Below are 25582 nucleotides of genomic sequence, written 5' to 3'. Positions count from 1 at the left end.
TTAAATCCTAATGATTTAAACTGAAGTTCAACCGGATAAGACTTTGCCTATAAAGCTTAACCAATTTAAGATGTTAGTACCTTATACAATTGCAACGCCGCAGCAAAAAAATGAGTTTCATGGATGCTTCCCAATTTTTTAGAAAGGCATTTTTTAAAATCATTTAAGCTAGCTTTTTAAAATTAAGTTAAAACTTATTTGAACGACCATTAGCAAAAAATCTTTACCCCTTTAATTGAACATCGTTCATTTTTGCGAAAAAAGCAAGCGGTATTTTTGAATAATTGATAATCCAAGATATTTGAGTTAATGCGGGATAATTATAGTGGAAAAACTAAAACAGGCACTTGAGTTTAAACTCATGGTCAATAAACGCCTGCCTCTAACCCGATAGACGTTTAACCTTAAATTGCTACGTTTATGGTTTCAAATTACCAATCCATTTTAACTACACCTAACAGCCATGTTGCGCCACGAAGAAAATTTTTCTTTGTGCAAAGATGCGGTCTTTTAATCAAATTTACGTTATTAATAACTTGACATACAAACTCATGTTTGTTAGCGAGATATAAATCTACTTACATTCATATATTATAATAAAAAAATTCAAAATAGAATTTAAGCTTATTTTAATATAAAAAAAATTTATGTAAGAAAAAATATATCCAATATTATTGATGTATAAATGCACAAGAGAATGGACATTCCAGATGAAAAGTAAAAATCAGATTTTAAGAACTTTAATGTTAACTTCAACTGTTTTTTGCCTTCATTACACCGCGGCGAATGCGCAAAGCTTAGAACATGAACAGTTAGATACGGTTGTAATTCAGGCTGATAATAATCCTAATAATAAGGATATATTGGTTGACAAGATTTCAGCCAAAGAGATAAGCGCCAAACAGGTGGACAATGTCCGTGATATTTCTCGCTTGGACCCGTTGATTAATTACAACCGTCAAAATAATAGTTTTAACATTCGTGGCCTTGATAGTAACCGCGTTTTAACCACTATCGATGGTATTCCAATGCCGTGGTTAAACGACATTTCACGCGGTGTTAAAGGTGGCCCATCGTCCTTTGACTTTGGTGCATTAACCTCGCTTGATATTGGTCGCGGTTCTGATTCAAGTCTTTATGGCTCGGGTGTTTTAGGCGGCATTGTCATGCTGCAAACCATCAATCCCGAAGATCTTATTAAAAATAATAAGAACTGGGGTTCCATCACCAAGGGGTCTTATGACTCATCGGATAATAGCTGGCATATAAACCAAGCCTTTGCAGTTAAGGCGCAAAATACATATGTTATGTTGCAAGGCGGATATGTTGACGGTAAGCAGCGCCGCAATAATGGCGAAGGCGGTGGCTATGGCACGGCACGCGTTTTTGAAAATCCCGAAAATTACGATCAAAATAATCTTCTATTTAAGCTTAATCACTATATTAATCCTAATCATAAAATTGGTTTTACTGCTGAGCGCTTCAGATCAGATCGTAATATTGATGTTTACAACCAATCAACTGTCACCTATCAGGCTGGTACTGCCGAGCAAGAACAGAAAAATCGTCGTGATCGTTTTTCTTTATCTTATGATTATTATGGTGATGGTCAACAATTTCTTGACCGCTTTGCAACGGTTTTCTATTGGCAAAACCAAGAAAACAATATTGAATCTCATGCTCAACGCCTTGTGGTGCCGAAGGGAGATTTTAGGCGAAATAATGAAATCAAAGATGAAAATTACGGCTTTACTTTAAGGGGCGAAAAGAAGATTGAAACCGGCACAATAAGCCATAATTTCCGCTTTTTGGCCGATGGTTCATCATCAAAATTCCAACAATATGCTAGCGGAAGTGATAGTTGTCCACCACCACCCCACACTGGTATTTATTTACAATGTCGGATGCTCCACACCAACCAATCCGATGCACCCGACACCAAAAGCAAAAGCTTTGGCTTTTCTATAGAAGATGAAATCGGCTTTTTTGATAATCGGTTACGGCTTACCCCCGGTGGACGCTTTGACTGGTATGAGCATAATCCGCAAAAAACGGCCAGCTTTGAAGTTAATCCATCCTTTAAAGGCTATCCTGAAAAAAATAACGCATCACGGTTCTCACCAAAGCTTCGGGCTGAGTGGCAAGCCAATAATGATTTGATGTTTTATGCACAATGGGCACAAAGTTTTCGTGCGCCAAGTGTAACAGAACTCTATCTTGATTATACCAATCCTGGAATTTATCACGTTATCGGTAATTCTGCCCTAAAAGCAGAAACAGGCAATGGCTATGATATTGGATTAAAATACGGCAATGAAACTCTAAATGGCTCCCTTGGTTTATTCACCAATCGCTATAAGAATTTTATTGATTATATAGAGTTGGCGCCAACGCGTGAATATATTCGTGGGCAACGTGCTTATATTAATAAATCACGGGTAAAAATTTCCGGCATTGAAGCAAAAGGCCAATGGCAGATCACCCATAATTGGCAGGCAAATATTGCTCTTACTTATATGGAAGGTAAAGATACAGAAACCGGCGAATATCTAAATTCTATTCCACCATTTAAAGCCGTTTCCAGTATTGCATATCAACAAGAGAATTGGGGCGCAGAATTATTTATGACTGCAGCTGCAAAACGCGACAAGGTCGCCGCTAATTCACAATATGCAGTTGTACCCGGATTTGCTGTCTTTGATGTGACAGCATGGTGGCGTCCAATTGGTGAAAAGGGTCCAAGATTACAAGCTGGAATCTATAATATTTTTGATAAAACCTATTGGAATAGTGTGGAAATGCCCGCCCTTTCAAACTTTAAGAAAGACTATTATAGCGAGCCAGGCCGTAACTTTAAAATTTCTTTTGTACAAGAATTTTAATTTTACAAGAATTGACTAAGGCTAAAAATATTTGTTTTCATCAAAGTTAGGCAAAACCAAATTATGAATCAAAAAACAGCACAAGCGCTGATTTCACGCTTTGAAGCTTCAGTTGTAACATCAAAGGGCTTTATTCGTGAGCGCGATTTTGCCAAACAAAATGGTATAACCGAAGCAGATATTTTTACCGCCTATAGCATTATCTCTCAATTTGAAGAATTCGTCCCCAATCTTGGTTTGCTTCTCTCCATGCTCAACCAATTGGGGTCGATCATGATTATCACGCGCAATGATTATGCAGTCCACCAATTGCGTGGTTGTTTTGACGGCTTTGATGATCAGCAAGGGATTATCACAACCTTCGGCGATATAAATTTATCACTTTCAAAAAATCAATGTCATCGTATGTTTTTTAAAACCAAAATCATCGATGGGCAAAGCTATTCTTGTTTAGCCATATTTGATAATCTAGGGATTGCGGTATTAAAATTATTTGAACAACCAAATTCCAATCATCAAGCATGGCAAGATTTGATTGAGTCTTTACGAAGCAATAAGACCTTGCCAAACAATCCGTCAGTCGATGAAATAAGCAATAGTCAACCAAAACCAACAATAGAAGACAAACAGGTCACTCATGAATTTTTAAAATCTTTAATAGAATTTTCAATTCAAAAAGGGCTTATATTTCATTGCAAAATATGCAATCAAAGCTGCTGTCAGAGCTTTAGCGGTATCATCCATAATTTTAAAATTATAAAAACATGGTTTAACATTATGGATGGCAGTTTTAACCTTCATCTAGATATCAGCCAATGCCAATTAAGTGTTAAAAAAGATAATAAGAGATTATTCTTAAATGCAAAAAGCAGCGATAATCGCGAAGCTTGTGAAATAAGCTTGGATTTGGCTGACGTATCGGTCGAAGACTATTTTGATGAGATTACCAACCAATATGGGATAAGCAAACAATGATAAAATATTTATTGCGCATTGTTTTACTGCTATCGGCTTTTTTAACTTTTCAGGTCAATTTGGCAAACAGTGCCGAACCTGATCAGTTAAGCGAAACCCTAATAAATGAAAAACCAGTAAATGAAAGGCTCGTGGTTATTGGTTCAGGCCTTATTGAGACAATTTTTGCCTTGGGCGCTGGCGATGAAATTATTGGTCGTGATACCGCTTCAACCTATCCAGAACAAGCAAAAGCGATTGCTGATATTGGCTTTATGCGCGCCTTGTCACCAGAAAGCATCTTATCACTCAATCCGCAAAAAATTATTATGTCCAAGGGAAGTGGGCCAGCGACATCAATTGAACTTTTAAAAAAATCATCGGTTCCACTCATCATTATTGACGAGGAATTTTCGCAAAAAAGCGTTATGCAAAAAATTCAAGAACTCGGACAATACTTAAACAGACAGAATGAGGCCAAGGCACTTGCAGAAAGTGTTAACCGTCAGTTTGATGAATTAACGAATTACGTCAATAAAATTGAACAAAAAAAACGTGTATTGTTTATAATGTCTGTTCGCAATGGCCGGATCATGGCAGCTGGACAAAACACCGGCGCAAATGGCATGATCAATTTAGCCGGTGGTATAAATCCTGTGCAATATGACGGCTATAAATTGATTAATGATGAAGCAATTATTGAGCTTGCTCCTGATGTTATTTTAACAATGAATTATAATGGCATGGCGGTAACAAGTGAAGAAATATTATCTGTGCCTGCACTGCGCTCAACTCCAGCCGGCAAAAACCAAGCTTTTTTTAGCATGGAAGCTCTTTATTTGATGAATTTTGGCCCAAGAACTGCAAAAGCAGCTCTTGAACTAGCAAAACACCTATATCAATAACGTCAAAGCCAATTAATCTAAGTTTACATTTTAAGCATAACGAGAAATATCAAGCCCACTTGGGTCAATGTCGGGGCGATTGCCACTAATAATATCGGCAAGGAATTTACCGCTGCCTGTTGACATTGTCCAACCTAACGTGCCATGGCCGGAATTTAAATAAAGTCCTTTAAATGGCGTTGCACCAAGGATTGGCACACTATCGGGCGTAACTGGACGACGACCCGACCATAATTCGCTTTGCGATGAATCGCCAGCACCTGGAAACATTAAATGCAGGGCTTCTTGCAATGTATTACGCCGCGCCTCTTTATAGGTGAGATTATAGCCAGAAACCTCTGCCATACCGCCAACGCGAATGCGATCCCCAAGCCGAGTAACGGCCACCTTGTAAATATCGTCAATAACCGTTGATACTGGTGCCTTTGCTTCGTCAATAATTGGCACGGTAATCGAATAGCCTTTTACTGGATAAATTGGCGCATAAAGACCAAGCGGCTTTAACAAAAACGGCGTAAAGGAGCCAAGGGCCACCAAAACCGCATCAGCCGTAAAACGCCCCTTGGATGTTTGGGCGCCAATCACTCTATCACCATCACGCAATAGGGAGTGAATATCGGTATTAAATAAAAACTCGACGCCTTTTTCTTGGCAGAGTTTCGCTAATTTTTCAGTGAAAATTTTGCAATCGCCAGTTTCGTCATCGGGCGTACGTAAGCCACCAACAATTTTATCGCCAAGATCTGCTAAACCTGGTTCAATGGCGATACAACCTTTGGCATCCAACATTTCAAAATTGACGCCATCAGCACGCAAAACATCAATATCCTTTTGCACTGCCTCTAATTGATGAGGATCACGAAAAAGCTGTATCGTCCCACGCATACGTTCATCATAATGGATATTGGTTTCTTCGCGCAATTCTTTAAGGCATTGCGCGCTATAATCAGAAACGCGGATCATTAAAGCTTTATTTTTTTTATACTTGTCTTCGCTACAATTACTAAGCATAGCAAACAACCAGCGAACCATATCAAGATTAGGACGCGGATGAATAATCAATGGCGAGTTTTTGCGAAACATCCATTTCATTGCTTTAAGCGGCAAACCGGGGGCTGCCCATGGCGTTGTGTAGCCAAAAGACACTTGACCTGCATTGGCAAAACTTGTTTCTTCTGCCGGTGCGCTTTCACGGTCAATAATGGTGACCTCATGGCCAAGCTTGCTAAGATACCAAGCTGAGCTAACACCAATAACGCCACTTCCCAAAATAAGAACTTTCATAATCATTTCCCCTTTTATATATTGCTGCATTTATAACTATGACAGTCAAAATAAGTTTTATGATTTATAGAACGAAACCCAAGGCGCTTTGCGCAATTGGCTGGCGTTATTTTTAATGCCTCCTAATTTGAAATATAACGCCGCTCATAACGCCGTCCAAGTGACGTCAATATTTCATATGGAATGGTTCCAGCATCCTTTGCCACTTCGTCTATAGTTTGATGTTTACCAATAAGTTCGACATAATCGCCACGTTTTAACTTACCCTCTGGCAAATCAGTTATATCAATGGTCATTGAATCCATTGAAACACGGCCAATGATTGGCAAACGAATACCGCTAAAATAGGCAGCACTCTTGTCGCCAAGACAACGATGCCAGCCATCAGCATAACCAACAGCAATTGTTGCTAAGCGGCTTGGACGTTTGGTGACATAAGTGCCGCCGTAACCAACCCGCACACCTTCCCCTACCAAGCGTTGTTGAATAACGCAGGCTTCAAGACTAACCACAGGGCGCAAAAATTTACCGGTTTCGCCCATTGGGTCAATGCCATATAATGCAAGGCCAGGCCGCACCAGTTGAAAGCGAAAATCTGGCCCTAAAAAAACACCGCCAGAATTAGCCAAAGCAACAGGAGTTTTCGGCAAACGCTCTAGCATTGCCTTCATACGGTTTAATTGATCAAAATTAGCAAGGTTTTCAGGTTCATCAGCGCAAGCCAAATGGCTTATTATGAATTTTATATCAGCATATTCAAATATTTCAGGATTATCCGCCAAAATTTCAAATTCTAGCTCATCAAGCCCAAGCCTACTCATGCCAGTATCAAGCTGTAATAATGCCGGTAATTTTTTATCTAACTTCTTACAAAGTGCTTGCCATTCTAAAATAGAATCAAGCGAATTTAAAACTGGAAGAATTCCGCGTTCCGCAGCTATAGGGGCAAAACCTGGTTGAATGTCATTAAGGACGGCAATCTGGGCATCGCTTGGCAAAATCGTTTGCAATTCAATAGCTTCATTGGCTTGCGCTACAAAAAACATACGCGCCCCAGCCCGGTAAAGCGGCGGGGCAATAATATCAACACCAATACCATAGGCATTGGCTTTCACAACTGCCGAAACTTTGGCCGGGTAAGCTTGCCGGACCAAAATTCGGTAGTTATGAACCAGCGCATTGAGATCAATGGTCAAAACTCCCCCCGCAGAGAGTTCCATCAACTCATCCATATCTGCCGCTGATTGATCGAATTCTAATTCTGTGCCCATAACTATCCTGCCTGACCCGTGACAGACTATTATTTTCATGAGCACCACGCCCTAAACTAATAATAGCCCAATTTTATTCGAATGTTGTGTTTAAATATAAAATATTATACGAATTATGCATCAATATTATTAGAAACTGCGAAAAACAAAAAGATAATTGCTATGTTTCATCTCGACGCCATTGATCGTAATATAATTAGAGCATTAAGGCGAGATGGGCGCATGACCAATGCCCGTATTGCCCAAGAGGTTGGCTTGTCGGCGTCAGCCTGTTTGCGGCGCGTGCAAATATTAGAAGAAACGGGAGTTATACGCGGCTATACCGCCATTATTGGTGAAGTTGGCAATGACGAAGGCCTTAATATTATTGTTCAAATTACTCTAGAGCGCCAAAGTGAAGAATTCTTGCAAAAGTTTGAAAATGCAGTGCGCCGCCATCCAGAAATAAAGGAATGCTACCTTATGGCAGGTAGCGCCGATTATTGGTTACGGGCAGAGGCGGAAAATGCCGCCGCCTATGAAATCATCCATAAGCAAATATTGTCACGCTTGCCTGGGGTTATGCACATTCAATCTAGTTTTTCGATAAGATCGGTTTTGACACAAAGACAATCATCCCAATATTGAGTAAAAACTATAGGCTGCGTCAATAGAGGTGATAGTAATTTGCGCGCATTTGGGGTACTGACTGATAGATCTTTAAAGCCTTTGCGGAACGACATCTCATGAGCGATACATTTAAACCATCTAATAAACTGTCAGACCTTAAGGTCCCCAACGACAAGCGCAAGCTACAGGATATGATCAAAAAGGCCAACCAGACCGTTACCATCAATGAAGGTGGTGTTATGATTCCTGCGGCATTTTTGATGTTTGGCATCGCTATTATATCGCTCGCCATACAAGAATTTTTAATCGGCAAGGTTTTAAGCGTCATTTTTTTGGTAGGCTTTGCTATTGTGCTATTTACCTTGTTTACCCGCGCATTATTACGCCGCCGCACGCCTTTTTTCGTTCTTACCCCGCAAGGGCTTGAAACAAGTGTTTTTCAAACACCCTTGCCATGGCGTGGTATAACAGATTTTCAAATTAATGCGACAAAATCCAATGCCTTTAATATTACTGTGGTTATGGAGTTTGACATTGATGAGAAATATTTGCCCGCTTTAAATGAAAAATGCCGCCCTGCGTCCTATTATGATGAAAAGCGTAAAATGCTTAAAGTTTCAGGTCTTAATTTTCGCCTTGATATGGGGCGCGATAAATTAAATGACTTAATTAATGATTATCGTTTAGCAGCCCTTGCAGAGCAAAAATTAACAATGCGCAAATTTAACTAGCTTTTATCAAAGCAATATTGCAGCTAATACGCCCATATTGAACAAAAAAATGACATGTTTTACCGCTATTTTTTATGCTATCTTTCTTTATGCGCCCACCAAATGATGAGTGACGGCGATTTATATACATATATATAACATCAAACTGTTAGACAGCATTTTCATTGTAAAATATGATAAGGCTGCGCCTTTAATCTATATGATACCTTCTATATTGACTATCTTATCCACAGCCATACTTTATTTTGTCATATTGATGCGCAATTTTAAGCCATCCGATTTGAAAACCCGATTGCCGATCCAAATGTTGACCAAAAATGTCATACCAAGTATCAAAAAACTCGGTCTTCAACTCTTTGGATTTGTGATAAGGAGATGACAATGCCACGTCTTTTTACAGCACTTGAAGTTCCCCATAATATTGCTTCTTCTTTATCGCTTGTGCGTGGTGGTTTGCCCGGTGCGCGCTGGCTTGAAAATGGCGACCTTCATATCACTTTAAATTTCTTTGGCGATGTTGAAGCGCATATAGCCGATGAAATTGTTCACGCCCTTGATCGGGTAGAATTGCCACGTTTTAACCTTCGCTTACGCGGACTTGATGTATTTACCCGCAAGAAACCAAGTACACTTTATGCGGGGATTGAAGCGAACCCTGCTTTGATGACCTTGCACGAAACTATAGGACGAAAATTGCGTCATCTGCCGTTGGAGCGCAATAAGCGCAGTTTTACTCCCCATATTACCCTTGCCCATGTGCGGCAAAGCAAAATTGATGATCTTATTAAATATTTGACCGAGCGCGGTGGCTTTTTAACCGACACATTTGAAGCAAAGCGCTTTGTGTTAATGTCATCACGAGAACTGGTGGGTGGTGGCCCATATATTATTGAAGAAAGCTGGCCATTACACCAAAGTGTTCCAGCGACAAAAACGGCTACTGCGTTTTAAACGCTAAAATTTGATGCCAATTTTTAACCAAATAACGCCAATCTTTATTGATTGGTGCTTTTCTATTTTGTTATTGGCTAATAACAATGCGGGTAATAAGCGCCTGTAATGGCGATGATGTTCACTAACACTACAGCGCACAACAATTTTAATCCCTTGCCTATTAGCTTAAAATTGAGCAAATCAAAAAGCTCTATTTTTGAGTAATAATAGGCAAGTTTTCTTTAATTGCTTTTGCAATAGCCGAATTAGGTTGCTCCATCAGATTTTGTTTAATCCGCGCAACTAAACTTTTAGGATTGGTATTCATTAAAATTTGCGAAGCTACAGCAAGCATTTTTTTATCATCATACATTTTTAATATCAAAGGCAAATTTTCTTCCTCAATTGCTTTTATAAGCCCGTATTCAAAGCTCTCCACTATTTCATCAATGTTTAAATCATTGATTTGCTCTTTAATACTATCTGCAATTGATAGATCTTTTGTTGTTTTATCACGAGCGATAGATGCTAACTTACTATGTAAAAACCGTTTTAAAACTCTGTCGGTAGCTGCCTTAATATTTCTTTCGCAACTAATGTGTTTTAATAAACCCATTTTAATTTCGGCTAATTTTTCTTCAAGTTGCGGCGAAATGTAATTTTCAGATTTTAATTCGGATTCCAATATTGCTTTGCTCACAGTTGGCAACAAGATAATATTTTCAATTTCATTTACCGGAAGAACGTGGATATTCTTTTTTAATAGTGCCTCGATATCTTTGTCTTTACGGTGATCATTATCCACTATCCCTGCGCATGTAATACGAGTAAAACTGCTATTATTCTGCAAGGTTTTAACAGCACGAATAACTTCACCGCAAGACCCCGCTGGAATAACTGTCCAATCAGGATAACAACACCGATAAAAAGCAACATCGAGACTATCATCGGTACCCTCAACAAAAAGAATAGGGTGCCTACTGCCCAAAATTAAAGTCGCTAAATCTTCACTAAATTCACTATTTTGCGGTACATCCTCAATCATCCACGCTGGTTGTGGCTCAGCCCTAAATTCACGAAGAACATATTTTTGCGCATGTTGCCGCTTGGCAAATGTTAAATCATGGGTAATGAATAAAAAGGCGCAATCTGGGCGCTGTGCTTCCAACTCATCCCATAATTTAGACATGATCGATGGATGAATATGCAATTCAGGCTCATCAATAATAATAAGTTGGCCACTTTCAACAGCAAGAACCTGTCCAATTAAGTAAAATAAAGACCGTTCGCCATCACTCATTTCTGAGGCGCTATATGGTGTTGCATCAACTTTATGAACTAGAATATCCTCGGCTGAAATAGAAAGCTTACTGTTAGGCAATAGACGCGACCAAATCTCCGTTAAACGTTGAAGTTTAGTAATATTAAATTCTACCTTAGTTTTTTCATAATGCTGATTTAACATCGTCATAGCGATATTTAACTGCTCTGCAAAAAGATATTGCAACAATTGTTCAAAATCATCTTTTAATACATTTACACTTTGGTTCCCTAGGTTAAGTTTGACAAGATTCATTCGATTTTCATCACCCCAAAAAAGACGGTTTTTAGCTGCGTCCTCACCAATTCTATTCACTTGGGGATTTAAATTTAACGCTCTATGGCCTGGTATTCGATGAGCTGTCAACTCCAATAAACGCTCAATTTTTAACGCCAATCTAGTTTTGCCGCTACCATTTGCGCCAACAAAAATAATTGGTTTTCCCGCCTCAACAATGAAATTTCTTTCAGTTGTATTATTTTGGTAATCAAAAACCGATATCGTAAAACTATGCATATTATTCCCCCTATTGTTGTGCCCAAATACAATTTTAGCAATAAAATTGTATCAACGGGAAAAATTTAAGCAAATTGCCAATTTATACTTAGTACTATACCTCAACCAGCATTAATCACAACACGGGTAATAAGCGCCTGTAAATGCAGCGCATAGGCATTATCAAGAACCGAGCGATTAGGATCAGAGGTTACAACCACCGTTAGTGCCTTATTAGGCACGACAAAAATCATTTGTCCGCCATAGCCCCATGCATAATAAATCGGTACACCACCAGCACCGGAAATAAACCAACAATAACCATAGCCATGACCAGTAAAAATCGAGTTGGTGCGCTTCACCCATGATTGCGTTATCCAATCTGCGCTTATTAATTGCGTTCCATCGCTAAGCCTTCCTTTATTGCGATAAATCTCACCAAAGGCAGCCATTGAGTGCGGTGTCATAGCCATTTCATTGCCGCCAATAGCAATGCCTTGTTGGTCCTTTTGCCAATTGGTGATTTTAAATTCGCGGCAGGGGGAAAACCATTTTGCTGCAAGCACGTCAGTAGGTGTGCCGCTTGCCTTCATCAGTATCGCTGATAAAAGATGGGTGGAACCAGTTGAATAAAGCATGCCGTCACCCGGACGGCCAATAAAGGGTTGCGCAAGGATAAAAGCAACCTTATCACGAGCCTTGGCAAATTGCCCATATTTAGGGCCAGATAGCGGCGCAAGTCCAGATTGCATCGATAATAAATCACCGATAGTTATATTATAAAGCTGACGATTGGCATTCCTAGGAAACTTGTTTTCCAAAAAATCGGCAATTTTCTGGTCGGTGTTATGAATAATATTCTTATCAATTGCCATACCAATAAGAGCTGAGACAACCGACTTTGAAGCCGATTTTATATTGGTTGGTTTATTGACACTCGCGCCATTAAAACTCGCCTCATAAATACTAGAACCTTGTTCATAAATTACTATAGTTCGGATAGATTGAAGTTTAGAATAGTCCTTGATTATTTGACTAAGCTTTTCTTTTTTATAGGTTAATGTATTTTGTGAAAAACTGTGAACACCGCTCAAAATCAATGATGAACTTGCAAGGCCAGTTATAAAGCCGCGCCGATGAAGTGGTTTCATCTACCCCCCTTAAATTATCGCTCATATTTATTGTTAAAGCATTGCATAAATAATGCATAGGGCTATTTTAAGGCTTATATTTAGCTTTTATCGCCCCATTGCTCATTAAAAATTAGATCCTCCAAGGGCAAGCGATCACGCCAACCTTTACATTGCAATTCTGGCTCTTCATAGAAAAATTCCACATAGCCAAGACAAAGATAAGCGATAATTTCGATATTTTCAGGAATTTTCAATAATTGCCGTAACTTCGCTTCATGATAAATTGATACCCAGCCAACGCCAATATTTTCGGCGCGTGCTGCAAGCCAAAGGTTTTGCACGGCGCAAACGGTGCTAAATTGCGACATTTGCGGGTTATGATATCGGCCAATGCCGCTTGTCCCATCGCGCTTAGTATCGCAAGTAACGCAAATATTAAGCGGCGCTTTGACAATGCCTTCAAGTTTCAATTGCCGATAAAGGCTTTGCCGTTCACCGCTAAAAACTTCAGCTTCTTCTTCATTGGCTAATTTAAAAATATTTTGGACAGCTTGTCGGCGGGCAAGGTCGCGGATAAGCAAAAAGTTCCACGGTTGCTGAAAGCCCACTGATGGCGCAAGATGGGCTGCAGATAAAATCCGCATCAAGGTTGCATCATCGATCGGCTTTGGCAAAAATTCATCGCGTACATCGCGCCGCGCTGCCATTACACGATAAATGGCTTGTTTATCCATCATGTTATTTGTCCAAATCTTTTTCAGTTAGCGCATGAAATAAGCAAGTTTTCATATTGTCGCAGCCAATTATAATTCGATTGCAGCGCAACCATTTTCGCTATAACTTGTTTTAAAGAAGTTAGCATCAACTACCAACCAAAAAATATTGGTGCAATAGAATTATTATCGCTATTTAGCGTAAATTGAGGAATATATGGAAAATTCAGCACGAAAAACTCTTGTTTTAACTGGTGCAAGTCGCGGCATTGGTCATGCCACGGTCAAGCGTTTTTCCCATGCCGGTTGGCGGGTTATCACCTGCTCACGGCAAGATTTTGCCGATAATTGCCCTTGGCCAGCTGGGCCAGAAGATCATATCAAGGTAAACCTTGCCGATGCTGAAGATGTTGGGCGTGCTATTTCAGAAATCCGCCGCCGTTTAGAAGCAGAAGGCAGCGTGTTGCATGCTTTGGTTAATAATGCTGGCATTTCTCCCAAGGGGGAGGGTGGTAAACGCCTCAATTCTATTGAAACCAATATGCAAATTTGGCGTGCCGTCTTCCAAGTTAATTTTTATGCGCCAATTATGCTAGCACGCGGTCTTTTCAATGAATTAAAGGCCGCCAAGGGTGCAATTGTCAATGTAACTTCAATCGCTGGTAGCCGAGTGCACCCTTTTGCTGGTACCGCCTATGCAACTTCTAAAGCAGCCCTTGCTGGCCTTACCCGTGAAATGGCATCTGATTTTGGCCCCCATGGCATAAGGGTTAATGCCATTGCGCCGGGTGAAATTGATACATCTATCTTGTCACCGGGTACTGAAAAGCTGGTGGAACAATTGCCTATGCGCCGTTTGGGGCTTCCTGCGGAAGTTGCTGATACCATTTATTATTTATGCGGCAGTGAAGCTTCCTATGTAACGGGGTCAGAAATCCACGTTAATGGCGGCCAGCACGTATAATAATTTCATATCTTTAAAAATATTGAAAATCCCGAAGCTAACCATCTTCGGGATTTTTTATTTGTTTCATGTGAAACATTTAACCATGCTAAACACGCTTCTATTTACGCTAAAACTGGTAGTTTAAAAAAAATAGCGTAACTACTATGATTTTTCATCACGAATAACATCATAGCAAAGCCAAACGAAATCACGTTCAATTTGCTCAACATGGCTTAATTGTAGGTAAAAGCCTTGGTTAATTTTGGCAATATCATCGCCCATATACTCCATAATTGATGGAGCGCCCGATTTACCGTAGATAGCAGGATAAACCATAATGCTATAAGCATCAATTGCATCTGCTCCAAAAAAGCCGCCATTAAGCACGGCGCCCCCTTCAAGAAGTAGGCTACGCACATTGAAATAGCGTTTAATTTTTTGCAAAGCAAGATTAACATCATTACCATCTTTTCCCGCAAAAATATAAGAAATATTGAGTTGCTGCAAAGCGGCAAGATAATTAATATCTGCGCCCTCAGCAATAATTGTTACAACTTGTGCGCCTTCAATTTTATTACTTGGATAATGCACTTTGCCGTGGCGATCGACAATAATCATCAATGGTGAACCATCACGCGGCACATAAAAATCTTCATTCGCTTTGGCGGTTATATCGGTAGGAACCGCCATTTTAATGCCATCACCCAACATTTCCTCGGTGGTAGCGCGTCCCATGATAAAGCCGTCGGCATGAAATTTATGCCCTACATCATGATAAATACGCAATAATTCTGGCACATCCATTGGCTCTTTAGTCTTAGAATAATAATCGGTTTGCAACCGACCATCAATGGAACTCACCATATGACAAATAATTTTAGGACGCATATAAATTCTCCCACCCAACAGGCACTTCATTAAGAAATGCATTAAAAAAAATCATAACTTCAAATTACCTTATTATAAGTTTTAATTATCGCATTTTACAGCCGCAATATAGCTTAAAAATGAACCAACGGTATTTTAAACAGCTTACCCAAATGGTCTACAACTCACTGAAATTATTAATAATTAAAACAGTAATATGACGCAAAATGCAATTTTCTTCAAATTTTTAATTTATATTGGAACCAAATAGCCCTTAAATTAGTTTTACCTAATGTAGTCAAGAATTTAATAAAATGGAGTACTATTATGCGTCTATTTACACTAGTTGCTGCAGGCACCACCCTATTGAGTTCCGTTGCTTTGGTGCATAGTGCACCTATTGTGCAGGAAGTTTTCGTCACAGCAAATCCTACCAGTATTATCACCAGTAATATTTTAGGCTTAGATATTACCAATCATAAGGATGAAAATATCGGTAAGATAGAAGACGTTATTATTAATGATGATGTTCTTACCGGTTATATCGTCTCGGTCGGTGGTTTCCTCGGCGTTGGCGAAAAATATGTTATCGTATCACCATTGTCGGTTAAAATTACCTATTCAGAAAGCGACAAAAAGTGGTGGGCAAAAATGGATACTACCAAAGAGCTTTTGGAAAAAGCACCAGAATTTAAATATGAAGGTCGTTGGGGCAAGTAAGATTTATTAACGTACAAATCACGCAAAGCGTTTTGTATTTAGTTTCTTATTTCACAGTCAATTTTAATTTAAAGGAAACCCAAATGGATTGGAACCGTATCGAAGGCAATTGGAAACAATTTAAAGGTAAGGCCAAAGAAAAGTGGGGCGACTTGACCGATGATGATCTTGATAAAATCAATGGCAAAAGAGATCAGCTTGAAGGCATAATCCAAGAACGTTATGGCATTGCCAAAGATCAAGCTAAAAAAGACATTGATGATTGGTACAATAATCAATAGTTGTAATATTTTTGTATTTAATCGAGTATTTTGATAATTTGTTCTTTTTAATTGCGAAGCAGCTATTCTAGTCTGCTTCGTTTTTATTTGCAGATATAATTGCTTGAAATACCAAAATCTAAAGTAGTAGTTTTAACGATTTGGCCGCGACAAAACGAAAGCCGCGCTTGCGATAAAAATAACTGCGACAATAATTAGCCAAAGTAAATCTGGTTTTACTAAAAAATAAAACATGCCAAAGCCAACCACCATGCTCACTGCGGCTATAATTTTAGCTTTTGGATTGATCGCACCACGCTCTTCCCAATCACGAATCATGGGGCCAAACACAGGTTGGTTGTAAAGCCAGCGGCTAAAACGTGGTGATGAGCGTGAAAAGCACCAAGCTGCAACGATTAAAAATGGCACCGTTGGCATAACAGGAAGCCAAACGCCAATAAACCCCAATGCAACAAATATAAAACCAATGGTTAAATAAACATAGCGCATAGAAGCGCTCCTATATTGTTTCTTAAATAACGCTATTTAAAAGCATGTTTACGAAACATAACAGCTTTAAACCTTAATAAAACCACTAAAACAACCCCGCCGCATTATTGTTTTAAATTGGCAACCATATAAAATTTAGAACATGACCAAAACACAATAGCAATGCATTTCATTTTGAGTATTAAGTAAACTTCACTTAAAATTAATTTTTACATTAGAAATTGTGATTTTAAAGGTAGGGTCCAAAAGACTATTATTATTTCTATAATGAACCTTAACTTTTTAAAAATAATAAACATAGTCGAGGTAGTATCAATTTTATAAAAAACTCCCCATTGCGGCCAAGCTAGTCCTGAATGAAATTTTTCATACCAATATTTACGCCATGCAAGGTCATCGCGGTCAAGATGATAAACCAAATTTAGAAGCCTATCATTTAATGGAAATTCATATGGATAGGTTGCCATTGACAAAACTCTCACATATTTGCTTAATTCATCAAATAATATCTGACTTTCTTCAAAAGACTTTCCATTTATACTTAATATTAATTGCTAGCACTTCATTTCATATCGTGCTGTAATCATCCTAATAGACGATACAATATCTCGATATCTAATTAACTCACCTTCAAAAAATCCCTATATTCCACTAAAACACCTCTATTTCTACCGTAAATGGATGAAATCTTACTAGTTTTGGACAAAAGACTTTAATATTGCTTAATATCAAAGTTTTAAATAGAAAATTTCACCTGTTATATGTAGATCTATTTAAACAATATTCATATGGTAAGTTTTACCTATAATCGAGGGAAACAATGACTGAAATGACATCTGAACAAACGGTAATTGAAATAGGAAAAATTTTGTTTCGATGCGCAGGGGAATACGCGTCTGAAGAACTGGGAAATTTTGATAATTGGGATTATGCAGGCGCTATTTTTGAAGAAGGCGGTGGAGCAGCTTTTTTATATAAAAATAGAGTTCTTTATAGTTACGGCTTTAGAGATTACCAACTCGAAATCTCAAATCTTTGGCGACAATTTCGAGCCTTGACGCAAGTCGAAGGTGATAAGCAATGGCTTAAGTGTAAAGCTGTCATTAGGAATGATGGTAGTCTTCAAATGTTATTTGAATTTGATGATGAGGATAAATGGTCAATTGGACCAAGAAACATTGATCAAATGTATGAGATTATGCTGGGCGATATATTTCCAGAAGCACTCGAAATACAAGCATAGCTTAGAGCGCCGCTCTAATCCATTGTTTACACCGCGTTTTTTGTCCGAAAACCGCTTCACACTTTTCACAAAACGCTTTGAACCGACCTGCCGTTACGACACAAACTTCAAATAAAACGTCACAAAAAAACCCGCTAAAAAGCGGGTTTTCTTATATTTATGTAAGGCAAGGATTAATCTTGGTCTTGCTTCTTAAGAGCTGCGCCAAGAATATCGCCAAGAGAAGCACCAGAATCTGCTGAACCATATTGAGCAACAGCTTCTTTTTCTTCAGCAATTTCAAGAGCCTTGATAGATACTGAAATCTTACGGGTCTTCTTATCAAATGCTGTTACACGAGCATCGATTTTCTGACCAACGCTGAAGCGTTCTGGGCGTTGTTCTTCACGGTCACGAGCAAGGTCTGCACGACGAATGAAAGCATCAAGATCATGATCAACAAGCTTCACATCAAGACCAGTTTCTTGAACGCCAGTAACTTCACAAGTTACAACGGCATTCTTACGAAGATCGCCAGAAGCAGCAGCTTCGCCAACTTTATCTTCAGAAAGCTGTTTAATGCCAAGAGAAATACGTTCTTTCTCAACATCAACATCAAGAACAACAGCCTTTACAGTGTCACCCTTTGAGAATTCTTCGATAACTTGTTCGCCTGGACGGTTCCAATCAAGATCAGAAAGGTGAACCATGCCATCAACATCGCCTTCAAGGCCGATGAAAAGACCAAATTCAGTCTTGTTCTTAACTTCGCCTTCAACGATTGTACCAACAGGGAATTTGTCAGCAAATGCGTTCCATGGGTTTTCAAGAGTTTGCTTGAGGCCAAGTGAAATACGACGCTTAACAGGATCAACTTCCAACACAACCACTTCAACTTCCTGCGAAGTTGAAAGGATTTTACCTGGATGTACGTTTTTCTTGGTCCAGCTCATTTCTGAAACGTGGATAAGACCTTCAATACCTGGTTCGATTTCAACAAATGCACCGTAATCAGTGATGTTGGTAACAGCGCCAGAGATCTTTTTGCCAACTGGATATTTTGCACCAATGCCATCCCAAGGATCGCTTTCAAGCTGCTTCATGCCGAGTGAAATACGATGAGTATCTTGGTTGATACGGATAATCTGTACCTTAACAGTTTGGCCAATGGTGAGGATTTCTGAAGGATGGTTAACACGGCGCCATGCCATGTCGGTCACATGCAACAAGCCATCAATGCCACCTAGATCAACGAATGCACCGTAATCGGTGATATTCTTGACAACACCATCAACAACCTGACCTTCTTCAAGGTTCTGAACGATTTCAGAGCGTTGTTCTGCACGGCTTTCTTCAAGAACGGTACGGCGTGACACGACGATATTGCCGCGACGACGGTCCATTTTCAAGATTTCAAATGGCTGTGGGTTGTGCATCAAAGGTGTAACATCGCGGATTGGGCGAATGTCAACTTGGCTGCGTGGCAAGAAGGCAACCGCACCATCAAGATCAACGGTGAAACCACCCTTAACTTGACTGAAGATTGTACCATCAACGCGCTGACCAGCATTGAATTTTTCTTCCAAACGGATCCAGCTTTCTTCACGGCGCGCTTTTTCGCGCGAAAGAACAGCTTCACCCATGGCGTTTTCAATACGCTCAACGTAAACTTCTACTTCATCGCCTGGCTTTAATGAGCCATCTTTAGCTTTTAAACCAAATTCCTTCAAAGGAATACGGCCTTCAACTTTAAGACCTGCATCAATGATAGCCATATCTTTTTCAATGGCGATGATGCGGCCCTTAACAACATTACCTTCTGCAAGGTCTTGTTTCTGGAAAGATTCAGCTAATAGGGCTTCAAAATCTTCGGTGCTTGGATTGGATAGTGACATAAAAACTCCTGAATGTGCTTTAGATATTTCAAAGCACAAGGCGCCGGGGGTTGGTGTTGAACAAATATGGCAAAAATCCTTTGATCCATAAAATGGATACCGGCGCAGGATCTACCATGGAAAATTTGTGTATGAGCGAGCCAGATAAAACATCTTAAAATCTTTCTTTAAAAGAAATAACTATAATGATGTATCAATCACTTGGCATGCTGTTACAAACGCTGTTTCTATACTCAATTTTGTTGTATCTAGCAAGTGGGCATCTTGCGCTTGTTTAAGCGGTCCCTCAGCTCTATTGCTATCACGGGCATCACGCTCAATAAGATCCGCTTCAATTTGGTTCAAATCTGCGCTGCTACCACGCGCAACTATCTCGTCAAAACGCCGCTTTGCTCGCACTTCAACCAAAGCAGTTACAAAAAATTTGACCGTTGCATCAGGACAAACTACAGTGCCAATATCACGGCCATCAAGTACAGCACCCGCACCATTTTTTGCAAATTGACGCTGTGCATTAACCAAAGCACGGCGTAATTTTGGAAAAACCGCTATTTTTGATGCAGCTTCACCGATCAAGTGATTCGATAAAATAGCCCTATCCATTTTTGAAAAGTCAACGCTTTCAGCAGTCTTAATCACCGTTTCTTCATCATCAAGGGGTAAATTATCTTCCAGCATTTTATGGGCAACGGCGCGATAGGTAAGCCCCGTATCCAAATGCGGCAAGTGATAATGCTCGGCAATCATTCGCGCCAGCGTTCCCTTACCAGAAGCAGCCGGTCCATCAATGGCAATGATCAAAGCTTCTTTCTCTGTATTGTTATTTACTGACATTCTAAATCCGCTCCAAGATTGCCCATAAGTGTGATAAATTCAGGGAAACTTGTGGCAATCATTGTGCTATCATCAACACTTACCGGCTTTTGGCTCGCACAACCCATTACAAGAAAGCTCATGGCAATACGGTGGTCAAGATGAGTTGCAACTTTGCCGCCGCCAAGACCTTTGCCTTCTGGTACGCCCTCAACAATTAGGTAATCTTCACCCTCTTCGCAAACAACATTATTGGCTTTTAGACCAGCTGCAACGGCCGCAAGGCGATCAGATTCCTTAACCCGCAATTCTTCCAAGCCCGGCATAATTGTGCGCCCTTGCGCAAAGGAAGCTGCAACGCTTAAAACTGGATATTCGTCAATCATCGATGGTGCGCGTTCAGCTGGAACCGTAACGCCGCGCAAATCAGACGAGCGCACACGCAAATCTGCAACATCTTCGCCACCGGTTTGCCGTTCATTCATTAATTCAATATTAGCGCCCATTTCCAACAATGTGGTGATAAGTCCAGTTCGCGTTGGATTCATCAAAACATTGCGAATAATAATATCAGAACCCGGAACAATTAATGCCGCGACAATGGGAAAAGCTGCCGAAGAGGGGTCGCCCGGTACTTTTATGGTTTGGCCGGTTAATTTGCCTTGCCCTGCTAAGCGAATAATCCGCTCGCCATTATTGCCAATTTCCACCTCAAGATCAGCACCAAAACCGAGCAGCATTTTTTCCGTATGGTCGCGGGTCATCACCGGCTCAATCACCGTTGTAATGCCCGGAGTATTAAGCCCAGCAAGAAGAACAGCTGATTTAACCTGCGCCGATGCCATGGGCACTGTATAGGTAATAGGATTAGCCGTTTTAGGGCCAATCAATGTTAAAGGCATTTTATCGCCTTCACTTGCTTCCACTTGCACCCCCATGAGGCGTAGCGGATCAAGCACACGTCCCATTGGCCGGCGACTTAAAGAAGCATCGCCAATAAAACTTGTTTTCATGTCATAAGTGCCAACCAAGCCCATGGTAAGACGGGCGCCAGTACCGGCATTGCCAAAATCTAATGCTTGTTGCGGCTCTAATAATGCGCCATTGCCAGTACCGTGAATAATCCATTCATCGCCTTCACGCCTAATTTGTGCCCCCATAGCAGCAAAGGCTTTACCAGTATTTAAAACATCTTCGCCTTCCAAAAGCCCAGTAATACGCGTTTCGCCGCTAGCAAGCGCGCCAAACATAAAAGAGCGATGCGAAATGGATTTATCGCCAGGAATATGCACTTCACCCTTCAGGGCACGACATTGATTGGAAACCATTGGCACGGGTTTAAGATCTGAAGACATGATGTTTTAAGCTTTATATTGAAGTGAAAACAGAATAATGCGCAAGTTAGCTATTTTAACTGCTGAGTGCAATGCTTAAAAAGACGTTCATCAATTAAAAAGCGATAGGCATTTATAGGCAATCTGCCATTAAAAGCGTTAGTTTATCCAATAAGGATTGCCAACATTGTTGTGAATAATAAAAATATCATTTTTTATCTTTGACAAATTATCAAAATTGCGCTTAACCAACAGCCAACTCTTTGCCAAAAGGCAAAATCAATTGGGCTTATTTGAAAAAAACAAACAAGCTTTGGTAAAATTATTGCAGTCTGGGTTTTTTTGTGCTTGTGATACACTAAATACAACACAAATTGTTCCCTTTAACTTTTAAGAGGCTTGCTTATGGCAAAACCTGAATTAGGCACCAAACGCATCGATCCTGAAACAGGCAAGAAATTTTACGATCTTAATCGTGATCCTATTGTTTCGCCTTATACCGGAATTTCTTATCCCCTTTCTTATTTTGAAGCATCAGCTGAAGCTAAGGGCGAAGAAGAAGAAGCTGAAGAAGAAGGCCTTGATACAGCTCTCGAAAAGCCAGAATTCATCTCACTTGATGATGATGACAAAGATGACGATCTGCCAGATCTTGGCGATGATGATGTTGATCTTGGCGATGACGATGACACATTCTTGGCCGATGACGATGATGACGAAGATGATGATGTTGCTGGCATTATTGTTGGCGGCGTTAATGATGAAGACGACATCTAAGATAGGTCAATTAGCTATTTAATTTAAAATGCCCAGCTATATTTTATAGCTGGGCATTTTTATATCTTGCCAAGATTTTGCGTTTTTGTAAAAGCATATTCGCGCAATTTTGAAGTAGAAATAAAGCCTATTATCGTACTTAATAAAAAAACGGCTGAAAAACAGAGCCATGCCCAATAAGCCAAGTTGATAAAATCACCTAAAACTTCGCCAAAACTTATCCAGTTGGGTAAATATTCACTGCATATAAAAAACGCCATCATCAGTGATAATATCAACCCACGCTGTTGAGCTGAACAATTTTCCGCTAATAGTACCGGCGAAACCACATATAGCGCAGAACCGGCTAAAATAACCCACGCCCAAAATAGCATAATAGCAATGAAATAATAATCATCAATCGAAATTGCTAAGAACAGAATGAATCCTACGGCAATAAAACTTAAACTCACCCAAAAGCTATAAGTCAAAACTGGTTTGCGACCAATATTATCAGATAGTCTTGCAAAGCCAAGGGCTGAAAGTAGAAAAATCACATTTGTCATATTCATGGAACGATCTGCCATAGGACTTTGGAATTTATTGAAAATATAAAATAAAACTATCAAACTAACCAAAGGTAATAGAAATAAAAATTGGGCAAGACCGATAAATGCCAAGGTGCGCTTTATTTTTTTAGTTAAATCTATGGGCGCAATTCTATCCAAAGAGATAAGATTGCTTTTTTTGACCCTATCTGGCTTTTTTAAGCAGAATATGCGTAGAACAACCAAGATAGCTGATAAAATTACACAGAAAAGCCAAATGGAAACATCTTCAAAAATTATTGTAATAATTTTTTGTGAATAAATTGGAATGCCTAAAAATAGTAAAGCATAAATAATATCAAGCAGAAGATTAAAACATAAAACCCGCTTTAATTGAAATTTATGCAAATTGATAGCATAGCGATTAAATACGAGACGTACCCCCAAAAGCGATATGATGAGTAATAGGAGTAACAAAAATTGAAAAAAATTTAAATAAATGGCGGTTAGGATGAAACTTACACTAAAAGCGCGATATCCCTTATCACTAGTTTCAATGAGATAAGATAAAGAAACTGCAAGCTCGGCACAATAAAATGCAAAAATAGTGATTTTCGCTAAATTGATAATGATTGATGCAATGGTTAACGGCACCAATCCTTCCACTATTACAAAAATAACTAGTGACATTAATAGCAAAAAAAATGCATTAAAAACTAATATAGCTTTGCGGTAATAGTAATCAGAGATAGACGCAAAAACAACAGCACCCATAAGTGTAACAACAAAGAAAAGCGGCGCTGGAATTTGCCATATTTCTATATCAAGGGGGATAGAAAATACATGCTTATTATCTGCAAGACTTCCAAATATTGCTAAATAGTTATGAAACAAAAATACGCCTAAAACTATTGCTAAAATTGGCATAAAGGATTTTTGCAGCTGATCCAATCTACTCCCCCCGCGTTAACATATTTGATGCTGCACATTTTATACGTCATGTCAAAGATATATGGGAATAAAAATCGCTATAACTTATGCATTTCTTTGTTTAATATTGCCATAATAGTGCTAATAAGGGTTAGTTGAAAATTATTGGCCGCCAAAGTTCGCCTCTATAAATATAATAAAGCGCATGGAGTTAAAAAATGACCAGCAATGTTGCCTTAACCGGTCTTGCCCGTGATCTTAAAGAACACGCCAAAACGGGCAAGCCTATCCGCATTGGTCTTGTTGGTTGTGGAGAAATGGGCACCGATCTTTTAGCAGGCGTCGCGCAAATGGATGGTATTGAAGTAGCAGCTGTTGCAACGCGCACACCATCAAAGGTTATACAAGCAGCTGAAATTGCTTGGCAAGAAAAGGGCCACGCGAAGGAAGTTGAAAATAACACTGCCATGAGCGCTGCCATTGAAGCTGGACTTACCGCAGCGACCGGTGATCTTGATTTAATGCTGAATAACGAGCTTATTGATATCGTTGTTGATGCTACCGGTTATCCAGAAGCGGGCGCAGAAATTGGCATTAAAACCCTTGAAAACAACAAGCATCTTGTGATGATGAATGTTGAAGCGGATGTAACAATTGGCCCCTATTTGAAATATGAAGCCGATAAGCGTGGCTTAATTTATAGTTTGGGCGCTGGTGATGAGCCATCATCTTGTATGGAGCTCATTGAATTTGTGTCCGCCCTTGGTCATCCAATTGTCGCTGCAGGTAAGGGCAAAAATAATCCATTAAAATTTGATGCTGTTCCCGATGATTATGAAGAAGAAGCTTCTCGTCGTGATATGAATGTGCGCATGCTAGTTGAATTTATCGATGGTTCTAAAACCATGGTGGAAATGGCAGCCATTGCCAATGCAACTGGCCTTGTGCCTGATTGTGCGGGCATGCACGGCCCCAAAGCCAGCGTAAAGGAATTAAGCAACGTGCTTATTCCAAAAAGCGATGGCGGTATTTTACAAAAAAGCGGTGTGGTTGATTATAGTATTGGCCAAGGCGTTTCACCTGGGGTTTTTGTGGTGGCTAAAATGGACCATCCACGTATTCATGAACGCTTGCGAGATTTAAAAGTGGGCGAGGGACCTTATTTTACTTTTCATCGCCCCTATCATTTAACCGCTATGGAAGTGCCCCTTACTTGCGCCCGCGTCATGCTTTATGGCAAAGCCGATATGGTGCCTTTACCGCGCCCAGTTGCTGAAGTTTGTGCTGTCGCCAAAAAAGACCTTATGCCGGGCGACAAGCTTGATTTTATTGGTCTTTATACCTATCGCGCTTATATTATGACCATGGATGATGCCAAGAAAAACGATGCAATTCCTTGCGGTCTATTAGAAGGCGCGAGCGTCACTGCACCAATTAAACAAGGTGAATTGATAACCCATAAAAACGCAACGATACGCGAAGATCAGTGGATTGCCAAATTACGCAAACGCCAAGATGATCTTTTAAAAAGTGGTGCTTTAACTTAATAT

General features: G+C 39.7%; 23 protein-coding genes. 12 read left to right on the top strand and 11 right to left on the bottom strand.

The features are described from left to right. Positions 1-710: 710 nt before the first annotated feature. The 3 genes from H3299_RS13600 to H3299_RS13590 all read left to right on the top strand — a co-directional run bounded on the left by H3299_RS13600 (position 711) and on the right by H3299_RS13590 (position 4741). On the top strand, positions 711-2882 hold the full coding sequence (locus H3299_RS13600; protein WP_182418168.1) for a TonB-dependent hemoglobin/transferrin/lactoferrin family receptor: 2172 nt from the start codon (positions 711-713) through the stop codon (positions 2880-2882). Between the two features lie 63 nt (positions 2883-2945). Beyond that, complete coding sequence (locus tag H3299_RS13595) at positions 2946-3857, top strand: ChuX/HutX family heme-like substrate-binding protein (RefSeq protein ID WP_182418167.1); 912 nt, start codon at positions 2946-2948, stop codon at positions 3855-3857. Continuing rightward, on the top strand, positions 3854-4741 hold the full coding sequence (locus H3299_RS13590; protein WP_182418166.1) for a hemin ABC transporter substrate-binding protein: 888 nt from the start codon (positions 3854-3856) through the stop codon (positions 4739-4741). Before H3299_RS13595 ends, H3299_RS13590 begins: the two co-directional genes overlap by 4 nt. Positions 4742-4771: 30 nt before the next feature. On the opposite strand, the gene H3299_RS13585 is transcribed toward H3299_RS13590, so the two are convergent. Next, complete coding sequence (locus H3299_RS13585) at positions 4772-6025, bottom strand: D-amino acid dehydrogenase (protein ID WP_182418165.1); 1254 nt, start codon at positions 6023-6025, stop codon at positions 4772-4774. Between the two features lie 122 nt (positions 6026-6147). After that, positions 6148-7257 carry an alanine racemase gene (gene alr, locus H3299_RS13580; protein WP_182419780.1) on the bottom strand — a complete coding sequence of 370 codons (1110 nt, stop codon included), beginning with the start codon at positions 7255-7257 and terminating at the stop codon, positions 6148-6150. Between the two features lie 201 nt (positions 7258-7458). Between alr and H3299_RS13575 the strand changes: the two genes are divergently transcribed. From H3299_RS13575 to thpR, 3 genes are all read left to right on the top strand, one after another. Continuing rightward, a complete protein-coding gene (locus tag H3299_RS13575) occupies positions 7459-7923 on the top strand; it encodes an Lrp/AsnC family transcriptional regulator (protein ID WP_182418164.1) in 465 nt (154 codons plus the stop codon). 98 nt (positions 7924-8021) lie between these two features. Then, positions 8022-8636 carry a hypothetical protein gene (locus H3299_RS13570; RefSeq protein WP_182418163.1) on the top strand — a complete coding sequence of 205 codons (615 nt, stop codon included), beginning with the start codon at positions 8022-8024 and terminating at the stop codon, positions 8634-8636. Between the two features lie 381 nt (positions 8637-9017). Then, entirely contained in the window at positions 9018-9587 is a 570-nt protein-coding gene (gene thpR, locus H3299_RS13565; RefSeq protein WP_182418162.1) for an RNA 2',3'-cyclic phosphodiesterase, read from the top strand. Positions 9588-9780: 193 nt separating this feature from the next. Here the strand turns inward: thpR and H3299_RS13560 are convergent, their stop codons facing one another. From H3299_RS13560 to bluB, 3 genes are all read right to left on the bottom strand, one after another. Then, positions 9781-11286 (bottom strand): DUF4435 domain-containing protein, encoded by a 1506-nt coding sequence (locus H3299_RS13560; RefSeq protein ID WP_371739592.1) that lies wholly within the window; start codon positions 11284-11286, stop codon positions 9781-9783. A gap of 221 nt (positions 11287-11507) precedes the next feature. Next, the gene (locus H3299_RS13555) at positions 11508-12536 is read right to left on the bottom strand and encodes a serine hydrolase (protein WP_182418160.1); all 1029 of its coding nucleotides are present in this window, start codon (positions 12534-12536) and stop codon (positions 11508-11510) included. Between the two features lie 80 nt (positions 12537-12616). Further along, positions 12617-13255 (bottom strand): 5,6-dimethylbenzimidazole synthase, encoded by a 639-nt coding sequence (bluB, locus tag H3299_RS13550; protein WP_182418159.1) that lies wholly within the window; start codon positions 13253-13255, stop codon positions 12617-12619. Between the two features lie 193 nt (positions 13256-13448). Between bluB and H3299_RS13545 the strand changes: the two genes are divergently transcribed. Then, a complete protein-coding gene (locus tag H3299_RS13545) occupies positions 13449-14195 on the top strand; it encodes an SDR family NAD(P)-dependent oxidoreductase (RefSeq protein ID WP_182418158.1) in 747 nt (248 codons plus the stop codon). 144 nt (positions 14196-14339) lie between these two features. Here the strand turns inward: H3299_RS13545 and H3299_RS13540 are convergent, their stop codons facing one another. Continuing rightward, on the bottom strand, positions 14340-15065 hold the full coding sequence (locus tag H3299_RS13540; protein ID WP_182418157.1) for a dihydrofolate reductase family protein: 726 nt from the start codon (positions 15063-15065) through the stop codon (positions 14340-14342). Between the two features lie 306 nt (positions 15066-15371). Here H3299_RS13540 and H3299_RS13535 point away from each other — a divergent pair, with 306 nt between their 5' ends. Continuing rightward, entirely contained in the window at positions 15372-15764 is a 393-nt protein-coding gene (locus tag H3299_RS13535) for a PRC-barrel domain-containing protein (protein WP_182418156.1), read from the top strand. Positions 15765-15847: 83 nt separating this feature from the next. Beyond that, positions 15848-16045 carry a CsbD family protein gene (locus H3299_RS13530; RefSeq protein WP_182418155.1) on the top strand — a complete coding sequence of 66 codons (198 nt, stop codon included), beginning with the start codon at positions 15848-15850 and terminating at the stop codon, positions 16043-16045. A gap of 132 nt (positions 16046-16177) precedes the next feature. Here the strand turns inward: H3299_RS13530 and H3299_RS13525 are convergent, their stop codons facing one another. After that, positions 16178-16534, bottom strand: coding sequence for a YbaN family protein (locus H3299_RS13525; protein ID WP_182418154.1), 357 nt, complete (start codon positions 16532-16534; stop codon positions 16178-16180). Positions 16535-17354: 820 nt separating this feature from the next. Here H3299_RS13525 and H3299_RS13520 point away from each other — a divergent pair. After that, on the top strand, positions 17355-17777 hold the full coding sequence (locus H3299_RS13520) for a hypothetical protein (protein WP_182418153.1): 423 nt from the start codon (positions 17355-17357) through the stop codon (positions 17775-17777). A 173-nt stretch (positions 17778-17950) separates the two neighbouring features. Here H3299_RS13520 and rpsA read toward each other — a convergent pair whose 3' ends face one another. The 3 genes from rpsA to aroA form a co-directional block, all read right to left on the bottom strand. Then, on the bottom strand, positions 17951-19651 hold the full coding sequence (rpsA, locus tag H3299_RS13515; RefSeq protein WP_182418152.1) for a 30S ribosomal protein S1: 1701 nt from the start codon (positions 19649-19651) through the stop codon (positions 17951-17953). Positions 19652-19831: 180 nt separating this feature from the next. Next, on the bottom strand, positions 19832-20485 hold the full coding sequence (cmk, locus tag H3299_RS13510) for a (d)CMP kinase (protein WP_182418151.1): 654 nt from the start codon (positions 20483-20485) through the stop codon (positions 19832-19834). Further along, positions 20476-21819 (bottom strand): 3-phosphoshikimate 1-carboxyvinyltransferase, encoded by a 1344-nt coding sequence (gene aroA, locus H3299_RS13505; protein ID WP_182418150.1) that lies wholly within the window; start codon positions 21817-21819, stop codon positions 20476-20478. Before aroA ends, cmk begins: the two co-directional genes overlap by 10 nt. 384 nt (positions 21820-22203) lie before the next feature. On the opposite strand from aroA, the gene H3299_RS13500 reads away from it, so the two are divergent. Further along, the gene (locus H3299_RS13500) at positions 22204-22575 is read left to right on the top strand and encodes a TIGR02300 family protein (protein WP_182418149.1); all 372 of its coding nucleotides are present in this window, start codon (positions 22204-22206) and stop codon (positions 22573-22575) included. A 59-nt stretch (positions 22576-22634) separates the two neighbouring features. On the opposite strand, the gene H3299_RS13495 is transcribed toward H3299_RS13500, so the two are convergent. Beyond that, positions 22635-24053 (bottom strand): hypothetical protein, encoded by a 1419-nt coding sequence (locus H3299_RS13495; protein WP_182418148.1) that lies wholly within the window; start codon positions 24051-24053, stop codon positions 22635-22637. Between the two features lie 197 nt (positions 24054-24250). Here H3299_RS13495 and H3299_RS13490 point away from each other — a divergent pair, with 197 nt between their 5' ends. Continuing rightward, on the top strand, positions 24251-25579 hold the full coding sequence (locus tag H3299_RS13490) for an NAD(P)H-dependent oxidoreductase (protein ID WP_182418147.1): 1329 nt from the start codon (positions 24251-24253) through the stop codon (positions 25577-25579). Positions 25580-25582: the final 3 nt, after the last annotated feature.

The sequence above is a fragment of the Bartonella sp. HY038 genome (assembly GCF_014117425.1).
In the GTDB taxonomy this organism is placed as follows: Bacteria; Pseudomonadota; Alphaproteobacteria; order Rhizobiales; family Rhizobiaceae; genus HY038.
The sequence above is the reverse complement of the archived record's forward strand: the minus strand, read 5'-3'. Positions and strand labels throughout refer to the sequence as shown.

Bases quoted from the DNA above. Each gene is read 5' to 3' on its own strand.
- H3299_RS13600 (WP_182418168.1), top strand. From the start codon at position 711: ATGAAAAGTAAAAATCAGATTTTAAGAACTTTAATGTTAACTTCAACT.
- H3299_RS13595 (WP_182418167.1), top strand. From the start codon at position 2,946: ATGAATCAAAAAACAGCACAAGCGCTGATTTCACGCTTTGAAGCTTCA.
- H3299_RS13590 (WP_182418166.1), top strand. From the start codon at position 3,854: ATGATAAAATATTTATTGCGCATTGTTTTACTGCTATCGGCTTTTTTA.
- H3299_RS13585 (WP_182418165.1), bottom strand. From the start codon at position 6,025: ATGAAAGTTCTTATTTTGGGAAGTGGCGTTATTGGTGTTAGCTCAGCT.
- alr (WP_182419780.1), bottom strand. From the start codon at position 7,257: ATGGATGAGTTGATGGAACTCTCTGCGGGGGGAGTTTTGACCATTGAT.
- H3299_RS13575 (WP_182418164.1), top strand. From the start codon at position 7,459: ATGTTTCATCTCGACGCCATTGATCGTAATATAATTAGAGCATTAAGG.
- H3299_RS13570 (WP_182418163.1), top strand. From the start codon at position 8,022: ATGAGCGATACATTTAAACCATCTAATAAACTGTCAGACCTTAAGGTC.
- thpR (WP_182418162.1), top strand. From the start codon at position 9,018: ATGCCACGTCTTTTTACAGCACTTGAAGTTCCCCATAATATTGCTTCT.
- H3299_RS13555 (WP_182418160.1), bottom strand. From the start codon at position 12,536: ATGAAACCACTTCATCGGCGCGGCTTTATAACTGGCCTTGCAAGTTCA.
- bluB (WP_182418159.1), bottom strand. From the start codon at position 13,255: ATGATGGATAAACAAGCCATTTATCGTGTAATGGCAGCGCGGCGCGAT.
- H3299_RS13545 (WP_182418158.1), top strand. From the start codon at position 13,449: ATGGAAAATTCAGCACGAAAAACTCTTGTTTTAACTGGTGCAAGTCGC.
- H3299_RS13540 (WP_182418157.1), bottom strand. From the start codon at position 15,065: ATGCGTCCTAAAATTATTTGTCATATGGTGAGTTCCATTGATGGTCGG.
- H3299_RS13535 (WP_182418156.1), top strand. From the start codon at position 15,372: ATGCGTCTATTTACACTAGTTGCTGCAGGCACCACCCTATTGAGTTCC.
- H3299_RS13530 (WP_182418155.1), top strand. From the start codon at position 15,848: ATGGATTGGAACCGTATCGAAGGCAATTGGAAACAATTTAAAGGTAAG.
- H3299_RS13525 (WP_182418154.1), bottom strand. From the start codon at position 16,534: ATGCGCTATGTTTATTTAACCATTGGTTTTATATTTGTTGCATTGGGG.
- H3299_RS13520 (WP_182418153.1), top strand. From the start codon at position 17,355: ATGACTGAAATGACATCTGAACAAACGGTAATTGAAATAGGAAAAATT.
- rpsA (WP_182418152.1), bottom strand. From the start codon at position 19,651: ATGTCACTATCCAATCCAAGCACCGAAGATTTTGAAGCCCTATTAGCT.
- cmk (WP_182418151.1), bottom strand. From the start codon at position 20,485: ATGTCAGTAAATAACAATACAGAGAAAGAAGCTTTGATCATTGCCATT.
- aroA (WP_182418150.1), bottom strand. From the start codon at position 21,819: ATGTCTTCAGATCTTAAACCCGTGCCAATGGTTTCCAATCAATGTCGT.
- H3299_RS13500 (WP_182418149.1), top strand. From the start codon at position 22,204: ATGGCAAAACCTGAATTAGGCACCAAACGCATCGATCCTGAAACAGGC.
- H3299_RS13490 (WP_182418147.1), top strand. From the start codon at position 24,251: ATGACCAGCAATGTTGCCTTAACCGGTCTTGCCCGTGATCTTAAAGAA.